Below are 16,399 nucleotides of genomic sequence, written 5' to 3' on the forward strand. Positions count from 1 at the left end.
CAGTCCGCGTTCCAGCACGGCCGGCTGGCCGCACCGCTGACCGCATTGACCCTCACCGACCCGATCGCCAGCGTCGTCATCGGGATCACCGTCTTCCAGGAAACCCTGACGGTCACCCCCGGCCGCATCATCGGACTCGTCCTGGCCAGCGCCACCGTCGCCGCCGGGGTCTGGCTCGCCGGCACGGCATCCGAGCGGAACTGACGCTTCCGCTGCCCTGGCTGACCCAGCGGTCTTCACTGGTCGCCAGGCGGCGGTGCGGTAGCCAGGATGGCATCGAGGCCGCGTTCGAACAGGTCGTCGTCACTCCAGCGCGAGTCCCGGGACGCCGCACGGGATGAGGTCTGGCGCCGCGGTCGTACCCCGGCTGGTGAACCGGTCTTCGTCGGGGTCACCAACGGTGATCCTGTCCGGCTGCTCTACGACGTGGCGGTTTACTGGGACGCGACCCGCTGAGAGCCGTTTGCCGGAGTTTCCTCGTCCGCGACGGGTCAGCGATGGTGGTCGCTGGACTTGCGGACCAGCAATTCGGGCTGGAACAGGACGTGCCGGTGCTGGTGGCCGTCCTCGTTGATCGACTCCTCGAGGAGAAGTTCCGCGGCGGTGCGGCCCAACTGGGCTCGGGGCTGCCGTACGGAGCTGAGCGGCACGGCCGCCGCGGCGGCGAACTCGATGTCGTCGTAGCCGACGATCGCGATGTCCTCGGGCACCCGCAGCCCGTGCGCGATCGAGCCCTGTAGAAGGCCGAGCGCCAGCAGGTCGTTGGCGCAGAAGACCGCCGTGGGCCGCCGGTCCGGGGGCAGCGCCGCGAGATCGTCGGCAGCCTGCCGGCCGGCATCGACCGACAGGCTGGACGTCTTGACAAGTTGCAGCTCCAGGGGCACGTCGCGCTCGGCGAGTGCGGTGGCGGCGCCGAGGTGCCGGTCGGCCACCTGGCGGATCGTGATCGGCCCGCCGACGTACGCGATCCGCTCGTGTCCCCGCTCGGCGAGGTGCTCGGCGGCCAGCCGCCCGCCGGTGACGTCATCCACGGCGACCGAGCAGCGACTCGGGTGTCCGGAGCCGCGGTCGACGAGCACCACCGGGATGCCGCGCTCGACGAACGCGTCGAGTCGGGGGTGCCGGCCGTCGGAGACGGGGGTGACGAGCAGGCCCTGCACTCGCTGCTCCTCGAGCATGTCGAGATGGCGTTGCTCGCGGTGCGGGTCCTCACCGCTGTTGCACACGATCAACATTCCGCCGGCTTCCTCGACCACCGCCTCCGCGCCGCGCACGACGTCGGTGAAGAACGGGTTCGACACGTCGAGGACCAGGATCGCGACGGTACGGCTGCGCCCGGCGCGCAGTTGGCGGGCGGAGTCGTTGCGGACGTAGCCCAGCTCGGTGATGGCGTCGAGCACCTTCTGCCGGGTGGTCGGGGAGACGAGGTCAGGCCGGTTGAGCACGTTGCTGACGGTGCCGAGCGACACGCCCGCGTGCTTCGCCACTTGTTTGATGTTGGCGGCGGCCATCTCTCCCTCAAGCAAGGTGGTGAGCGGTCCACCGGCGGTCCGCCGGCTGATGGTGAAACGTACCAGCGCGCACGCTCGGCGTGATATGTGCCGCGCGGATGTGGCCGGAGCCGGACAAGTCGCCAGGGGCCCGGGGCTGCGTTGGATAACGAGTCGGTAACCAGCCGGAAACCCTTGACCGGTGCCAGGGCGCCGCCTAGAGTCGGGCCGCAAGTGAAACGTTTCATAGCGTGATTCTGATTACTGCCCCGTTAACTACAACCTGAGGGGGCCACGTGCTTCCGGTCTTGGCGCTGGAGGGTGTGGACAAGTCGTTCGGTGCCGTCGCCGCGCTGCGTGACGCCCGGCTGGAACTGTACGCCGGCGAGGCGCACGCGCTGGTCGGCGAGAACGGCGCCGGCAAGTCCACCCTGGTGAAGATCCTGGCCGGCGTCCATGGGCCGGACACGGGGAGCGTGCTGCTCGACGGCCAGCCGGTCGCCTTCGGCAGCCCGGCCGACGCCCGCGCGGCGGGCATCGCCGTCATCTACCAGGAGCCGACCCTGTTCCCGGACCTGTCGGTCGCGGAGAACATCTTCATGGGCCGCCAGCCGCTCAAGGGGCTGCGCCGGATCGACGCCGCCGCCATGCGCGAGCGCACCAACGAGCTGTTCGCCCGACTCGGTGTCCGGATCGACCCGGACCGGCCGGCCCGTGGGCTGTCCATCGCCGATCAGCAGCTCGTCGAGATCGCCAAGGCGCTCTCCTTCGACGCCCGGGTGCTGGTGATGGACGAGCCGACCGCGGCGCTCTCCGGCGTCGAGGTCGATCGGCTCTTCGCCGTGGCGCGTTCCCTGCGGGACAACGGCGCGGCGATCCTGTTCATCTCGCACCGGTTCGACGAGGTGTTCTCGCTCTGCCAGCGGGTCACGGTGATGCGGGACGGCCGGTGGATCGCCACCGACGAGATCGGGAACCTGACCGTGGACGGCGTGGTACGCACCATGGTCGGCCGGGACATCTCCGCGCTCTTCCCCAAGATGGCCACCGAGCCGGGCGAGGTACGCCTTCAGGTCGACGGTCTCACTCGACACGGCTACTTCGACGACGTCTCGTTCACCGTGCGCGGCGGCGAGATCGTCGCGCTCGCCGGGCTGGTCGGCGCGGGCCGCAGCGAGGTGGCCCGGGCGATCTTCGGCGTCGACCGGTACGACGCCGGGCAGGTGCGGGTCGACGGCCGCCCGCTGCGGCCGGGCGACCCGCCGGCGGCGATCGACGCGGGTCTGGCGCTCGTGCCGGAGGACCGCCGCCAGCAGGGGCTGGTGATGGAGCTGTCGATCGAGCGCAACGCCACGCTGCCGCGCCGTTGGGCGCTCAGCCGGCTCGGGCTGCTGTTCGGCGCCAGCGAGCGGCGCTCGGCGGCGGAGTGGGCCAAGCGGTTGCAGGTGAAGGCCGCGCGGAACACCGATGCGGTGTCGACCCTCTCCGGCGGCAACCAGCAGAAGGTCGTGCTGGCCAAGTGGCTGTCCACCGAGCCCCGGGTGCTCGTGATCGACGAGCCCACCCGCGGCATCGACGTCGGCACGAAGTCCGAGGTGCACCGGCTGCTCTCCCAACTCGCGTCCGAGGGGGTGGCGGTGCTGATGGTGTCCAGTGAACTGCCGGAGGTGCTCGGCATGGCCGATCGGGTGCTCGTCATGCACGAGGGCCGGCTGGTCGCCGACATTCCCCGCGACCAGGCCGATGAGGAGAGCGTCATGTTCGCCGCGACCGGGCAACGGGGGGCCGCCGCATGACCACGTCAGACGTACGATCGCGGCCCGCCGCACCGAACGGGCCCGAGCCGAAGGCGGAGTCCGGCGCCCGCCTGGCGCACCGGCTGTTCGTCGTGCGCGAGCTGGGCATCCTGCTCGCGCTGGTGCTCCTGGTCGCGGTGACCTTCGGGGTGAACCAGCGGTTCCTCTCCGCGCAGAACATCAAGGACCTGCTGCTCAGCTCGACCATCCTGGCGATCCTCGCGGTCGGCCAGGCCATCGTGATCATCACCCGCAACGTCGACCTGTCGGTCGGCTCGATCCTCGGCCTGGCCGCGTTCGCCACCGGCGCGCTGTTCGTCGACAACCCCGGCACGCCGATCCCGGTGGCGATCCTGATCGGCGTCGCGCTCGGGGCGCTCTGCGGCGCGGTCAACGGCGGCCTGATCGCGGCGGCGCGGGTACCGGCCCTGGTGGTCACCCTCGGCACGCTGTACGTGTTCCGCGGCATCGACTACACCTGGGCCACCGGACGCCAGATCAACGCCGCCGACATGCCGCGCGAGTTCCTGCGGATGGGCAACGCCACCGTGCTCGGGGTTCCGGTGCTCGCGCTCTTCGCGGTCGCCGTGCTGGTGGCCGCCGGCTACCTGCTGAAGAACTACCGCAGCGGTCGGGAGCTGTACGCGATCGGCTCGGACCCGGACGCCGCCCGGTTGTCCGGAATCGCGGTAGGGCGCCGGGTCTTCTTCGCCTTCGTGGCCAGCGGGGCGCTCGCCGGGCTCGCCGGCGTGCTGTACGCGGCCCGGTTCGGCACCCTCGACGCCAATGCCGGGCTCGGTATCGAGCTCAACGTGGTCGCGGCCGTGGTGGTCGGCGGTGTCGCGATCTTCGGCGGCAGCGGCTCGGTGTACGGCGCCGCGCTCGGCGCCGTCCTGCTGACCACCATCGGTAGTGCCCTGCCGGTCCTCGGGGTCACTCCGTTCTGGCAGCGCGCCGCCGTCGGCGCGCTCATCCTGGCCGCCATCGGGCTCGACCGGGCGCTCGCCGTCCGCATGGCACGTCGTCTGCGAGGAGGCAAGACCCGTGGCAACTGACACCCTGGTCACCCCGGCGCGAACCGCGAAGGCGGGGCCGCCCGCCTGGCGTCGCCTGCTTGGTTCCTGGGACGCCGTGCTCATCCTCGCGCTGCTCGTCGTGGTGCTCGTCGCCAGCGCCACGATCGAGGGCGTCGGCAGCCCCCGCTTCTACCGGTTCGTGGCGCTGGAGGCGATCCCGATCGCCCTGATCGCGCTGCCGATGACGCTCGTCATCATCACCGGCGAGATCGACCTGTCGGTAGCGAGCACGGTCGGCCTCACCTGTTCGGTGCTCGGGCAGCTCTGGTACCTCGGCGTCACGTCGCTGCCGGTGCTGATCCTGCTCAGCCTGCTGCTCGGCGCCGTGCTCGGCGCGGTGAACGGTGTCTTCATCACCGTGTTCGGCCTGCCGTCACTGGCGGTCACCATCGGTACGCTAGCGCTCTACCGCGGCCTGGCGTACGTCGTCCTGGGCGACCGGGCCATCGCCGACTACCCGCCGGCGTGGACCCAGAACGCCGTGGCACCCATCCCGGGCACGGTCATCCCGTGGTTCGTGCTGGTCCTGGCGGCTCTCGCCGTCGTGTTCGGCGTGCTGTTGTACGCCACCCCGATCGGCCGCTCGCTCTACGCGATCGGCAACAACGCCGAGGCGTCCAACTTCGCCGGCATCTCGGTGCTGCGCACCAAGTTCTGGCTCTTCGTCGCCACCGGCGCCATGGCGGCGCTGGCCGGCGTCTTCTGGACGTTCCGGTTCGCCAGTGCCCGGGCCGACAACGCGACCGGCCTGGAACTGGCGGTGGTGGCCGCCGTGCTGCTCGGCGGGGTGTCCATCTTCGGCGGCCGCGGCGGTCTCGTCGGCGTGATCGCCGCCGTGGCTCTGCTCGGCATCCTCCGCAACGCGCTGCAACTGGCCGACGTGCCGGCGAACGCGCTGACCATCGTCACCGGAACCCTGCTCATCCTCTCTGTTGTCGGACCGAACCTCGTGCGGATGGCGCGCGAGCGGCTACGTCGGCGCCGACCCGCCACCACCCTCGAAAGGAAACCTTCATGAGCATCAGACGTACCCGGGTCGTCGCGACCGCCGTACTCGCCGCCGTGGCCCTCACCCTGGGCGCCTGCGCCGAGGACACCGGCACCGGCACCGACGCCGGATCCGGCAACGGCAACGGCAACGCCTCCGGCACCATCAAGGAAGGTCTCAAGGTCACCTTCCTGCCCAAGCAGGTCAACAACCCGTACTTCGACACCTCGGACAACCAGGGCGGCAAGCCGGCGGTCGAGGAGTTCAAGGGCCAGTACGCGCAGACCGGCCCGTCCGAGGCCAGCCCGTCGGCCCAGGTGTCGTACATCAACACGCTGTCCCAGCAGGGCACCGACGTCATCATCATCGCGGCGAACGACCAGGACGCCGTCTGTGGCTCGCTGACCGAGGCCAAGGCCGCCGGGGCGAAGGTCGTCACCTACGACTCGGACACCAAGCCGGAGTGCCGGGACGCGTTCGTCAACCAGGCCACCTCGGAGGGCATCGCCCAGGCGCAGATCAAGCTGATCTCGGACGCGGTCGGTCCCGAGGGCGGCGAGATCGCCATCCTGTCGGCCACGGCGAACGCGACGAACCAGAACGCCTGGATCGAGCTGATGAAGACCGAGCTGGCCAAGCCGGAGTACAGCAAGCTGAAGCTGGTGGCCACGGTCTACGGCGACGACCAGGACGAGAAGTCGTTCCAGGAGGCCCAGGGTCTGCTGTCGAAGTACCCCAACCTCAAGGGCATTATCTCGCCGACCACGGTCGGTATCGCCGCCGCGGCGCGCTACCTCTCCGGCTCGTCCTACAAGGGCAAGGTGCAGCTGACCGGCCTCGGCACCCCGAACCAGCTGCGCGAGTACGTCAAGGACGGCACCGTCAAGGCGTTCGCCCTGTGGAACCCGGCCGACCTCGGCTACCTGGCCGCGTACACCGGTGCGGCGCTCGCCTCCGGGATCATCACCGGCAAGGAGGGCGAGAAGTTCACCGCCGGCAAGCTCGGCGAGTTCACCCTCGGCGCGAACGGTGAGGTCCTGCTGGGCGACCCGTTCGAGTTCACCGCGTCGAACATCGACCAGTTCAACTTCTGATCCACGGGTAGGTGTGGTGTGCGCCGGATCTGCTTCACTCTCCAGGTCAGACCGGAGCGGATGGCGGAGTACCGGCGCCGCCACGCCGCCGTCTGGCCCGACATGCTGGCCGCGCTGAAGCACGCGGGCTGGCACGACTATTCACTCTTTCTTCGTGACGACGGACTGCTGGTCGGCTACTTCCTGACCGAGGACCTCGACGCCGCGCGCGCGGCGATGGAGGCGACCGAGGTCAACGCGCGGTGGCAGGCCGAGATGGCCCCGTTCTTCGCCGACCTGCCTGGCGGGCGGCCCGACCGCGGGTTCCGCGTCCTGACCGAGATCTTCCATCTCGAAGAGCAACTGGGGGAGCAGCAATGACCGAGATCGACCCGACCACGCGCCGGCGGGTCCTCGATGCCCTGCGCGAGCAGCGCATCGAGACGCCGTCCTGGGCGTACGGCAACTCGGGCACCCGGTTCAAGGTGTTCGCGCAGGAGGGCGTGCCTCGCGACCCGTACGAGAAGGTGGCGGACGCGGCGACCGTGCACCGCTTCACCGGTGTCGCGCCGACGGTGGCGCTGCACATCCCGTGGGACCGGGTGGACGACTACGCCGTGCTGGCCGGGTACGCCAAGGAGCAGGGCATCGAGCTTGGCACGATCAACGCGAACGTGTTCCAGGACGACGACTACAAGCTGGGCTCGGTCACCAACCCCGACCCGGCGGTGCGGCGCAAGGCGATCGGGCACCTGCTGGAGTGCGTCGAGGTCATGGACGCCACCGGGTCGCGTGACCTGAAGCTGTGGTTCTCCGACGGCACCAACTACCCGGGGCAGGACAGCATCCGGGAGCGCCAGGACCGGCTCGCGGAGGCGTTGCGGCAGACGTACGGGCGGCTGACCGGCCGGCAGCGGTTGCTGCTGGAGTACAAGCTCTTCGAGCCGGCGTTCTATCTGACCGACGTGCCGGACTGGGGCACCGCGTACGCGCACTGCCTCGAACTCGGCGAGCGGGCCCAGGTGGTCATCGACACCGGCCACCACGCACCGGGCACGAACATCGAGTTCATCGTGGCGTTCCTGCTGCGCGCCGGGAAGCTGGGCGCGTTCGACTTCAACTCCCGGTTCTACGCCGACGACGACCTGATGGTGGGGTCGGCGGACCCGTTCCAGCTGTTCCGGATCATGCACGAGATCGTCCAGGCGGACGCGCTGCGTCCGAGCCAGGGCATCGCGTTCATGTTGGACCAGTGCCACAACATCGAGCCGAAGGTGCAGGCCGTCATCCGGTCGGTGCTCAACGTCCAGGAGGCAACCGCCAAGGCGCTGCTGGTCGACGTGCCGGCGCTGACCGCCGCGCAGCGGGCCGGTGACGTGCTGGAGGCCAACGCCGTACTGATGGACGCGTACAACACCGACGTCCGGCCGCTGCTGCGCGAGCTGCGCGAGGAGATGGGCCTGGACCCGGATCCGGTCGCGGCCTACAAGCGCTCCGGCTACCTGGAGCGGGTCACGGCCGAGCGGGTCGGCGGACAGCAGGCGGGCTGGGGTGCCTGACATCCGTCACCGGTGACTGCCCGGGCCGGTCGCCGACCATTCAGGTCGACCGACCGGCCACCGGCGTCGCGGCCGCATCCCTTCGTTTGTCCCCCGGGCGAAAGGACTGCCAGATGCCTGACCACCTCACGGCCGTCGAGCCGGCCGTGCTGACGGACGACGAAATCGCCATGCTCGCGTTGCTCGCCGAGGGCCGGCTCACCGCGAGCGTCGCGGGGGAGTTGCACCTGTCCGAACGCAGCGTGCGGCGCCGCGTGCGGGTGATCTGCAAGCGGCTGAATGTCAGTACGCCGATCCAGGCGGTGGTGTGGGCTGCCCGGCGCGGCCTGGTGTGACGGCGACCCCGCTTGACGCCACAAGAGACGCCCTCGTAACCTCGGGGGCGAAGGACTGAAACGTTTCATGTTCGAGTTTGCCCGAGAACTGCGAAGGACATCATGACGAATCCCGCGGTGCGCGACCTGTTGGCCCGCAGTAACCGGCTCGGCGCCGACCCGGCCAACACCAACTACGCCGGCGGCAACACCTCCGCCAAGGGGGTGGAGACCGATCCGGTGACCGGCGAGCCGACCGACCTGCTGTGGGTCAAGGGATCCGGCGGGGACCTCGGCACGCTCACCGAGCGGGGACTGGCCGTGCTCCGGCTCGACCGGCTCCGGTCACTGGTCACCGTCTACCCGGGCGTGGAGCGCGAGGACGAGATGGTCGCCGCGTTCGACTACTGCCTGCACGGCCGCGGCGGCGCCGCGCCGTCCATCGACACCGCCATGCACGGCCTGGTCGAGGCGGCACACGTCGACCACCTGCACCCGGACTCGGGGATCGCGATCGCCACCGCCGCCGACGGGCCCGAGCTGACCGCGAAGATCTTCGGCGACCGGGTGCTCTGGGTGCCGTGGCGTCGACCCGGCTTCCAGCTCGGCCTCGACATCGCCGCCGTGCAACAGGCCAACCCGCAGGCGATCGGCGTCATCCTCGGCGGGCACGGGATCACCGCCTGGGGCGCCACCAGCGACGAGTGTGAAGCCAACTCCCGCGAGATCATCGCCACCGCGGCCCGGTACATCGCCGAGCACGGCCGCCCCGAGCCGTTCGGCAAGCTGGTGCACGAGCCGCTGCCCGAGCCGGAACGCCAGGCCCGGGCCGCCGCTCTCTTCCCGGTGCTGCGTGGCCTCGCCGCCACCGACCGGGCGCAGGTGGGTCACTACACCGACAGCGACGTGGTACTCGACTTCGTCGGCCGCGAGCGGATGCCCGAGCTGGCCGCGCTCGGCACCTCGTGCCCGGACCACTTCCTGCGGACCAAGGTCCGACCGATGGTGCTCGACCTGCCGCCCACCGCCGGGCTGGACGAGACGCTTGCGCGGCTCAAGGAGCTGCACGCCGCCTACCGGGACGACTACCGCGCCTACTACGAGCGGCACGCCAGCCCGGACAGCCCGGCGCTGCGGGGCGCCGACCCGGCCGTCGTGCTGGTGCCCGGCGTCGGCATGTTCAGCTTCGGGGCGAACAAGCAGACCGCGCGGGTGGCCGGCGAGTTCTACGTCAACGCCATCAACGTCATGCGGGGTGCTGAGGCGGTGTCGACGTACGCCCCGATCGACGAGGCGGAGAAGTTCCGCATCGAGTACTGGGCGCTGGAGGAGGCCAAGCTCCAGCGGATGCCCAAACCCAAGGCCCTCGCGACGCGGATCGCGCTGGTCACCGGCGGTGGGTCCGGCATCGGCCGGGCGATCGCCCACCGGCTCGCCGCCGAGGGTGCCTGTGTCGTGGTGACCGACCGGGACGTCGCCGCCGCCGAGACCGTCGCGGGCGAGATCGGCGGACCGGACGTCGCCGTGGCCGTGCCGCTCGACGTCACCGACGAGGAGCAGGTCGCCGCCGCCGTACGGGCCGCGGTCCTCGCCTTCGGCGGGGTCGACCTGGTGGTGAACAACGCCGGGCTGTCGCTGTCGAAGTCGCTGCTGGACACCACCGCGCGGGACTGGGACCTGCAGCACGACGTGATGGCGAAGGGGTCGTTCCTCGTCTCCCGGGAGACCGCCCGGGTGCTGATCGCCCAGGGCATCGGTGGCGACATCGTCTACATCGCCAGCAAGAACTCGGTCTTCGCCGGCCCGAACAACGTCGCGTACGGCGCCGCCAAGGCCGACCAGGCCCACCAGGTGCGGTTGCTCGCCGCCGAACTCGGCGCGCACGGTGTCCGGGTCAACGGCATCAACCCGGACGGGGTGGTCCGCGGCTCCGGCATCTTCGCCGGCGGCTGGGGCGCCGACCGGGCAGCCGTGTACGGCGTTCCCGAGGAGAAGCTCGGCGAGTTCTACGCCCAGCGCACCCTGCTCAAGCGGGAGGTGCTGCCGGAGCACATCGCCAACGCGGTGTTCGCCCTCACCGCCGGCGACCTGTCGCACACCACCGGTATGCACGTCCCCGTCGACGCCGGCGTCGCCGCCGCGTTCCTGCGGTGACCATGATGCCGGAGCGACCCGATCCGGCGGCCGAGCCGGATCTGGCGGCCGGGGCCGGGGCTCCGGCTCCGGCCCCGCGGCCCCGGGGATCGGGGGAGATCGAGGTCGCGGCCGTCGACCTGGGCGCCTCCAGCGGCCGGGTCATGGTCGGCCAGGTCGGCCCGGGCGTCCTGCGCCTGTCGGCGGCGCACCGGTTCGCCAACGAGCCGGTGCGGGTCGGCGGGACCCTGCACTGGGACATCCTCGCCCTCTACCGCAACGTGCTCGCGGGGCTGCGGGCGGCCGGCCCGGTCGCCAGCGTCGGCGTGGATTCCTGGGCGGTGGACTACGGGCTGCTCGATTCCTCCGGCGCGCTGCTCGGCAACCCGGTGCACTACCGCGACGCGCGCACCGAGGGCGTCCTGGAACGGGTGACGCGGCAGCTCGGGGCCGAGCGGCTCTACGCCACCACCGGCCTGCAGCAACTGCCGTTCAACACGCTCTACCAACTCGTCGCCGCCGCCGGCTCGCCGCAACTCGCCGCCGCCCACCGGCTGCTCATGATCCCCGATCTGATCGCCTACTGGCTCACCGGGGAGATCGGCGCCGAGGTCACCAACGTCTCCACCACCCAGCTGTACGACCTGCACAAGCGCGCCTGGGCAACCGACGTGATGGCCGCCGCCGGCATCCGTACCGACATCTTCGCGCCGCTGCGGGAACCCGGCACCCGGATCGGGCCGGTGCTGCCCGACCTCGACCTGCCCGGTACGCCGGACGTGGTGGCGGTCGGCTCCCACGACACCGCCTCCGCCGTGGTCGCGGTGCCCGCCACCGGCGAGCACTTCGCCTACATCTCCTGCGGCACCTGGTCGCTGGTCGGCGTCGAGCTGGATCGGCCGGTGCTCACCGAGGCGAGCCGGCAGGCGAACTTCACCAACGAGGGCGGTGTCGACGGCACCATCCGCTACCTGCGCAACGTGATGGGCCTGTGGCCGTTGCAGGAGTCGCTGCGTACCTGGGGTAATCCCGACCTGCCCGAGCTACTGGCCGCCGCTGCGGGCGAACCGGCCTTCCGCAGCGTGGTCGACATCGACGAGCCGGCGTTCCTGCCGCCGGGCGACATGCCGGCCCGCATCGCCGAGGCGTGCCGCCGCACCGGTCAGCCGGTGCCGGAGTCGCCGGCCGCCGTGGTCCGCTGCATCATCGACAGCCTGGCGCTGGCGCACCGTCGGGCGGTGCGGCAGGTCCAGGACCTCTCCGGTCGGCACGTCGACACCGTGCACATCGTCGGTGGCGGTGCGCGCAATGCCCTGCTCTGCCAGCTCACCGCGGACGCCTGCGGCCTGCCGGTGCTGGCCGGGCCGGTGGAGGCCACCGCGATCGGCAACGTGCTGGTGCAGGCCCGCGCGGCCGGGGTCGTCGGCGACGACCTTGCTGCGCTCCGAGGATTGTTGCGGCAGACTCAGGAGATCGCGCGCTACGAACCGGGCGGCGAGTCCGCCGCGTGGCGGGCGGCTTCCCGACGGGTGGAGGTGTGACGTGCGGATCGCGCTGTTCGTGACGTGCCTGGCCGACACCATGTTTCCGCAGGCGGCCAAGGCGACGGTCCGGCTGCTGGAGCGGCTCGGCCACGAGGTGGTCTTCCCGACTGGACAGACCTGTTGCGGGCAGATGCACATCAACACCGGCTACCAACAGGAGGCGCTGCCGCTGGTGCGGCGACATGTGCGCACCTTCGACCCGTACGACGTGGTGGTGGCCCCGTCGGGCTCCTGCGTCGGGTCGGTGCGTCACCAGCACGCCATGGTGGCGCGTCGGGCGGGTGACGAGGCGCTGGCCAGCCGGGCCGAGTCGGTGGCGGGGCGGACGTACGAGCTGTCCGAGCTGTTGGTCGACGTGCTGGGGGTGACCGATGTGGGGGCGTACTACCCGCACCGGGTGACGTACCACCCGACGTGCCACTCGCTGCGGATGCTGCGGGTGGGGGACCGGCCGCTGCGGCTGCTGCGCGAGGTGCGCGGCCTCGACCTGGTCGAGCTGCCGGCGGCCGAGCAGTGCTGTGGGTTCGGGGGAACCTTCGCGGTGAAGAACGCCGACACCTCGACGGCGATGCTGGCGGACAAGATGCGCCACGTTCTCGCCACCGGCGCGGACGTCTGCACGGCCGGGGACTCCTCGTGCCTGATGCACATCGGCGGCGGGCTGGCCCGGCTGCGTACCGGGGTGCGGACCGTGCACCTCGCGGAGATCCTCGCCGCCACCGAGCAGAGTGGAATCCCCGGCGAGCCGAGCGAGTTGGTGGTGCGGTCGTGACGCAGACCTTTCTCGGCATGCCGGCGACCGCCCCGCCCGGGGTGGGGCACCTGCGAGGCGAGGAGTCGTTTCCGGTGGCGGCGCGGCGTGCCCTGGCTGATTCTCAGCTGCGCCGCAACGTCGGCCATGCCACCACCACGATCCGGGCCAAGTCCGGTGCGGTGATCGGCGAGCTGCCCGACTGGGAACACCTGCGGACGGCCGGGTCCGCGATCAAGGCCGACGTGCTGGCCCGCCTGCCGGAGCTGCTCGAACAGCTTGAGGCGAAGGTGACGCAGGCCGGCGGCGTGGTGCACTGGGCCGCCGACGCGAACGAGGCCAACCGGATCGTCACCGACCTGGTGAGCGCCACCGGCAGCGACCGGGTGATCAAGGTCAAGTCGATGGCCACCCAGGAGATCGGGCTGAACGAGGCCCTCACCGACGCCGGGATCGAGCCGGTGGAGACCGATCTGGCCGAGCTGATCGTGCAGCTCGGCGACGACCGCCCGAGTCACATCCTGGTCCCGGCCATCCACCGCAACCGGGCCGAGATCCGGGAGATCTTCCTGCGCGCGATGCCGGGTGTCGATCCCGCGCTGACCGACGAACCGGCCGCGCTCGCCGCCGTCGCCCGCCGCTACCTGCGGCAGACCTTCCTCACCACGAAGGTGGCGGTCTCCGGGGCCAACTTCGCGGTCGCCGAGACCGGCACCCTGGCGGTGGTGGAGTCCGAGGGCAACGGGCGGATGTGCCTCACCCTGCCGGAGACGCTGATCACCGTGATGGGGATCGAGAAGGTGGTGCCGACCTGGCGCGACCTGGAGGTGTTCCTGCAACTGCTGCCGCGGGCGTCGACCGGCGAGCGGATGAACCCGTACACCTCGATGTGGACCGGTGTCACGCCCGGGGACGGGCCGCAGGCGTTCCATCTGGTGCTGTTGGACAACGGGCGCAGCGCGGTGCTCGCCGACGAGGTGGGCCGGCAGGCGTTGCACTGCATCCGCTGCTCCGCCTGCCTCAACGTCTGCCCCGTCTACGAGCGCACCGGCGGGCACGCGTACGGGTCGGTCTACCCGGGACCGATCGGCGCGGTGCTCTCCCCGCAGCTGACCGGGGTGGCCGACAACGCCTCGCTGCCGTACGCCTCGTCGCTCTGCGGTGCCTGCTACGACGCCTGCCCCGTGAAGATCAACATTCCGGAGTTGCTGGTGCACCTGCGTGACCAGGCGCCGCACCCACGCGCCGAGTCCGTCGCGATGGCCGCCGCCGCGTACACGATGGACCGACCCAGGCTGTACGAGGCCGCGCAGCGCGCCGCCCGGCTGAGCCGGCTCGCTGGCCGGCGCGGCCGGGGCCTGCCGCCGCCGCTGAACGGCTGGACCAGCAGCCGCGACCTGCCGGACCCGCCGGCTCAGACGTTCCGCGACTGGTGGGCCGAGCGATGAGTTCCCGCGACCTCGTCCTCGGCCGGCTGCGCGCCGCCCTGGCCGCCGGCAACCCGGGGCCGGTCGAGGTGCCGCGCGACTACCGGTCCGAGGGCACGCTCGACCTCGACCGGTTGGTGGAGCGGCTGACCGACTACCGGGCACACGTGCACCGGGTGCCCGAGGCGGCCGTCGCCGACACGATCGCCGACATACTGCCGGCGGAGGCCACCATCGTCGTACCGCCGGGGTTGCCACCTGCCTGGCTGCCCTCGACGGTGACCGCGCTTGCCGACGAGGGGCTCGACAACGGGCGGATCGGCGCGGCGGACGGCGTCGTCACCGGCGCGGCGGTCGCCGTCGCCGAAACCGGCACGGTCGTCCTCGACGGCTCGCCCGACCAGGGCCGCCGGGTCCTCAGCCTGCTGCCGGACCGGCACCTGTGCGTGCTGCGGGCCGACCAGGTGGTGGCCACCGTGCCGCAGGCGCTCACCCGACTGTCCCCGCACCGCCCGCTGACCTGGATCAGTGGGCCGTCCGCCACCAGCGATATCGAGCTCAATCGAGTGGAAGGCGTGCACGGGCCCCGCAACCTGCACATCATCCTGCTGTCGTGACAGACCTGCGGCGGCCCGACCGCCGCACCGGCGGGCGATGTCCCCCCGGCGACCGAACAGCCCCCCGCCGGTAGGCGGGGGGCTGTTTCAGGTGCTGCGTCCGCGGGTCACGCGTTGCGCAGCGCGACCTCGCGGTATGGAACCAGCCGTACCGGCCCGATCAGGCCGTACGCCTGCCGCGCGGCCACCGCGAACACCTCGGGGCGGGTCACCCGCAGCCGGTTCGACAGCGTGGTGGCCACCTCCACCTCGATGGTGTTGCGGCCGGCGCGCAGGTACGGGCCGACGTCGACCCGCGTGCTGAGGACGTCGCACGGCGGCAACGCCGCACCGTTCACCGTCACCCGGTAGGTGTCGAACACCCCGCCCAGGTCAAGGTAGGCACCGAGGCCGCCGGTCCAGGACGGCCCGAGGTCGACCGTGGTGCGGTAGCGGCCGACACCGGAGGTGTCCTGCAACTCGGGGATCTCCGGCCAGGCGCGCAGCCCGTCCAGGGAGAGCCGACGGATCGGCTTGATGGTCTCGCTGGGGGTGACGCCCGGCTGCCAGTCCTCGACCTCCAGGTCCCAGGAGGTCAGGGCGAACGGCTCGGGCAGCGCCGGCACGCTGGTCTGCACGGTCTGCTTGTTGGACAGGGTGGTGGCGAAGGTCCCGGCGGCGGTGGAGCGGGCCATCAGCCGGCCACCCTGGTAGAAAACCGGAACCTCGCTGGTGACCGCGTGCACCGCGCTACCCGTCGGGTCGTTCAGCCAGGTCTTGTCGCCGAACGCGATGATCGTCGACTGCCCCGGGGTGAGCGACACGTGCACCCGGAACCGGTTGCCGTCCTGCTCGAACGACGCGATCCGCTGGGCCTTGCCGGTCCACGCGTCGAGGACGTACGGGATCGCGTTCTTGACCCGGCTGGTGAGCCAGACGTCCTGGTCGATGGGGTTGATCCGACGGTTCTCGGCGTGCCGGGCGTTGGCGAGGTAGTAGAGGTCGACGTTGTCGGCCGACCGGTGCTCGGTCATCAGGGTGGAGAAGGGGTACTCCACGTCGCGCGCCACGCCCAGCTCGGCGAGGGCATCCGGCACGTTGGCGGCGACCGGGACGACCCGGACGTTGGGCCGGGCGAACAGGGCGGTCAGCAGTTCCCGCAGCCGGGCGTCCTCACCCGGCTGGGCGACGCCGACCACGTGCGGGTTCGACCAGGCGCCGATGAACACGACGGGCAGACCGGCCCGGGCCAGGTCGAGGATCCGTTCGGCGGACCGGACGGAGAGGGTGAACTCCCGGCCCCGGAAGACGTCCCCCTCGACGACCAGCGCCTTGTACGCGGGGCCGTCGGGTGCCAGCCGGCCGCTCCGGACCACGGCGTTCGGCAGATCCAGCAGCGGCTCCGAGACGAAGCCGTGCGTCCAGCCGATCGGGATGCCGTCGTTGGTGAAGTACGCGGCACCGATCCCGGTCCCGGCCCAGCCCTTCTGACGGAAGAACGCGATGTCCACCTTGTGCACACCGCTGCGCAGCACGAACTGGGTACGCGAGAGGAAGCCGGCCACGCCGGGCACGTGCCCCCAGGTCGGCTGGCGGGGGCCCCAGGATTCCGAGAAGCCGATGCCGTTGCCGTTGTACGGCGAGAAGGCGGC

15 protein-coding genes are annotated in these 16,399 nt (G+C 71.3%); 13 read left to right on the forward strand and 2 right to left on the reverse strand.

What is annotated here, in order from left to right; all coding sequences use genetic code 11:
- Positions 1–204: hypothetical protein (locus AB0M52_RS15745; RefSeq protein WP_363953749.1), on the forward strand; the 204-nt coding region annotated here is incomplete at its 5' end.
- 287 nt (positions 205–491) lie between these two features.
- Here AB0M52_RS15745 and AB0M52_RS15750 read toward each other — a convergent pair.
- A complete protein-coding gene (locus AB0M52_RS15750) occupies positions 492–1,487 on the reverse strand; it encodes a LacI family DNA-binding transcriptional regulator (protein ID WP_363953751.1) in 996 nt (331 codons plus the stop codon).
- Positions 1,488–1,786: 299 nt separating this feature from the next.
- Between AB0M52_RS15750 and AB0M52_RS15755 the strand changes: the two genes are divergently transcribed.
- The 12 genes from AB0M52_RS15755 to AB0M52_RS15810 all read left to right on the forward strand — a co-directional run bounded on the left by AB0M52_RS15755 (position 1,787) and on the right by AB0M52_RS15810 (position 14,768).
- On the forward strand, positions 1,787–3,286 hold the full coding sequence (locus AB0M52_RS15755; RefSeq protein WP_363953753.1) for a sugar ABC transporter ATP-binding protein: 1,500 nt from the start codon (positions 1,787–1,789) through the stop codon (positions 3,284–3,286).
- Positions 3,283–4,341 (forward strand): ABC transporter permease, encoded by a 1,059-nt coding sequence (locus AB0M52_RS15760; RefSeq protein ID WP_363953755.1) that lies wholly within the window; start codon positions 3,283–3,285, stop codon positions 4,339–4,341. Before AB0M52_RS15755 ends, AB0M52_RS15760 begins: the two co-directional genes overlap by 4 nt.
- Positions 4,331–5,380 carry an ABC transporter permease gene (locus AB0M52_RS15765; RefSeq protein ID WP_363953757.1) on the forward strand — a complete coding sequence of 350 codons (1,050 nt, stop codon included), beginning with the start codon at positions 4,331–4,333 and terminating at the stop codon, positions 5,378–5,380. Before AB0M52_RS15760 ends, AB0M52_RS15765 begins: the two co-directional genes overlap by 11 nt.
- Positions 5,377–6,444 (forward strand): rhamnose ABC transporter substrate-binding protein, encoded by a 1,068-nt coding sequence (rhaS, locus tag AB0M52_RS15770; protein ID WP_363953759.1) that lies wholly within the window; start codon positions 5,377–5,379, stop codon positions 6,442–6,444. The genes AB0M52_RS15765 and rhaS overlap by 4 nt, the downstream gene beginning before the upstream one ends.
- 18 nt (positions 6,445–6,462) lie before the next feature.
- Complete coding sequence (locus AB0M52_RS15775) at positions 6,463–6,804, forward strand: L-rhamnose mutarotase (RefSeq protein ID WP_363953761.1); 342 nt, start codon at positions 6,463–6,465, stop codon at positions 6,802–6,804.
- Positions 6,801–7,982 carry an L-rhamnose isomerase gene (gene rhaI, locus AB0M52_RS15780; protein WP_363953763.1) on the forward strand — a complete coding sequence of 394 codons (1,182 nt, stop codon included), beginning with the start codon at positions 6,801–6,803 and terminating at the stop codon, positions 7,980–7,982. The genes AB0M52_RS15775 and rhaI overlap by 4 nt, the downstream gene beginning before the upstream one ends.
- A 113-nt stretch (positions 7,983–8,095) precedes the next feature.
- Positions 8,096–8,317: a LuxR C-terminal-related transcriptional regulator gene (locus AB0M52_RS15785; protein ID WP_363953765.1), complete on the forward strand. Its 222-nt coding sequence runs from the start codon at positions 8,096–8,098 to the stop codon at positions 8,315–8,317.
- 102 nt (positions 8,318–8,419) lie between these two features.
- A complete protein-coding gene (locus AB0M52_RS15790; RefSeq protein ID WP_363953767.1) occupies positions 8,420–10,450 on the forward strand; it encodes a bifunctional aldolase/short-chain dehydrogenase in 2,031 nt (676 codons plus the stop codon).
- A gap of 5 nt (positions 10,451–10,455) precedes the next feature.
- Entirely contained in the window at positions 10,456–11,970 is a 1,515-nt protein-coding gene (locus tag AB0M52_RS15795; protein WP_363953769.1) for a rhamnulokinase family protein, read from the forward strand.
- A gap of 1 nt (position 11,971) precedes the next feature.
- Positions 11,972–12,745, forward strand: a complete 774-nt coding sequence (locus tag AB0M52_RS15800) for a (Fe-S)-binding protein (RefSeq protein WP_363953771.1) — start codon at positions 11,972–11,974, stop codon at positions 12,743–12,745.
- 17 nt (positions 12,746–12,762) lie between these two features.
- The gene (locus AB0M52_RS15805) at positions 12,763–14,172 is read left to right on the forward strand and encodes a LutB/LldF family L-lactate oxidation iron-sulfur protein (RefSeq protein ID WP_363953777.1); all 1,410 of its coding nucleotides are present in this window, start codon (positions 12,763–12,765) and stop codon (positions 14,170–14,172) included.
- Complete coding sequence (locus tag AB0M52_RS15810; RefSeq protein ID WP_363953773.1) at positions 14,169–14,768, forward strand: LUD domain-containing protein; 600 nt, start codon at positions 14,169–14,171, stop codon at positions 14,766–14,768. The genes AB0M52_RS15805 and AB0M52_RS15810 overlap by 4 nt, the downstream gene beginning before the upstream one ends.
- Positions 14,769–14,875: 107 nt before the next feature.
- Here AB0M52_RS15810 and AB0M52_RS15815 read toward each other — a convergent pair.
- Positions 14,876–16,399: glycosyl hydrolase (locus AB0M52_RS15815; protein WP_363953775.1), on the reverse strand; the 1,524-nt coding region annotated here is incomplete at its 5' end.

Source organism: Micromonospora sp. NPDC051296, assembly GCF_040682255.1.
GTDB lineage: Bacteria > Actinomycetota > Actinomycetes > Mycobacteriales > Micromonosporaceae > Micromonospora > Micromonospora craterilacus.

Excerpts from the sequence above, each read along its gene's own strand:
- AB0M52_RS15795 (WP_363953769.1), top strand. The coding sequence starts at position 10,456 with ATGCCGGAGCGACCCGATCCGGCGGCCGAGCCGGATCTGGCGGCCGGG.
- AB0M52_RS15790 (WP_363953767.1), top strand. The coding sequence starts at position 8,420 with ATGACGAATCCCGCGGTGCGCGACCTGTTGGCCCGCAGTAACCGGCTC.
- AB0M52_RS15785 (WP_363953765.1), top strand. The coding sequence starts at position 8,096 with ATGCCTGACCACCTCACGGCCGTCGAGCCGGCCGTGCTGACGGACGAC.
- AB0M52_RS15760 (WP_363953755.1), top strand. The coding sequence starts at position 3,283 with ATGACCACGTCAGACGTACGATCGCGGCCCGCCGCACCGAACGGGCCC.
- rhaS (WP_363953759.1), top strand. The coding sequence starts at position 5,377 with ATGAGCATCAGACGTACCCGGGTCGTCGCGACCGCCGTACTCGCCGCC.
- AB0M52_RS15810 (WP_363953773.1), top strand. The coding sequence starts at position 14,169 with ATGAGTTCCCGCGACCTCGTCCTCGGCCGGCTGCGCGCCGCCCTGGCC.
- AB0M52_RS15805 (WP_363953777.1), top strand. The coding sequence starts at position 12,763 with ATGCCGGCGACCGCCCCGCCCGGGGTGGGGCACCTGCGAGGCGAGGAG.
- rhaI (WP_363953763.1), top strand. The coding sequence starts at position 6,801 with ATGACCGAGATCGACCCGACCACGCGCCGGCGGGTCCTCGATGCCCTG.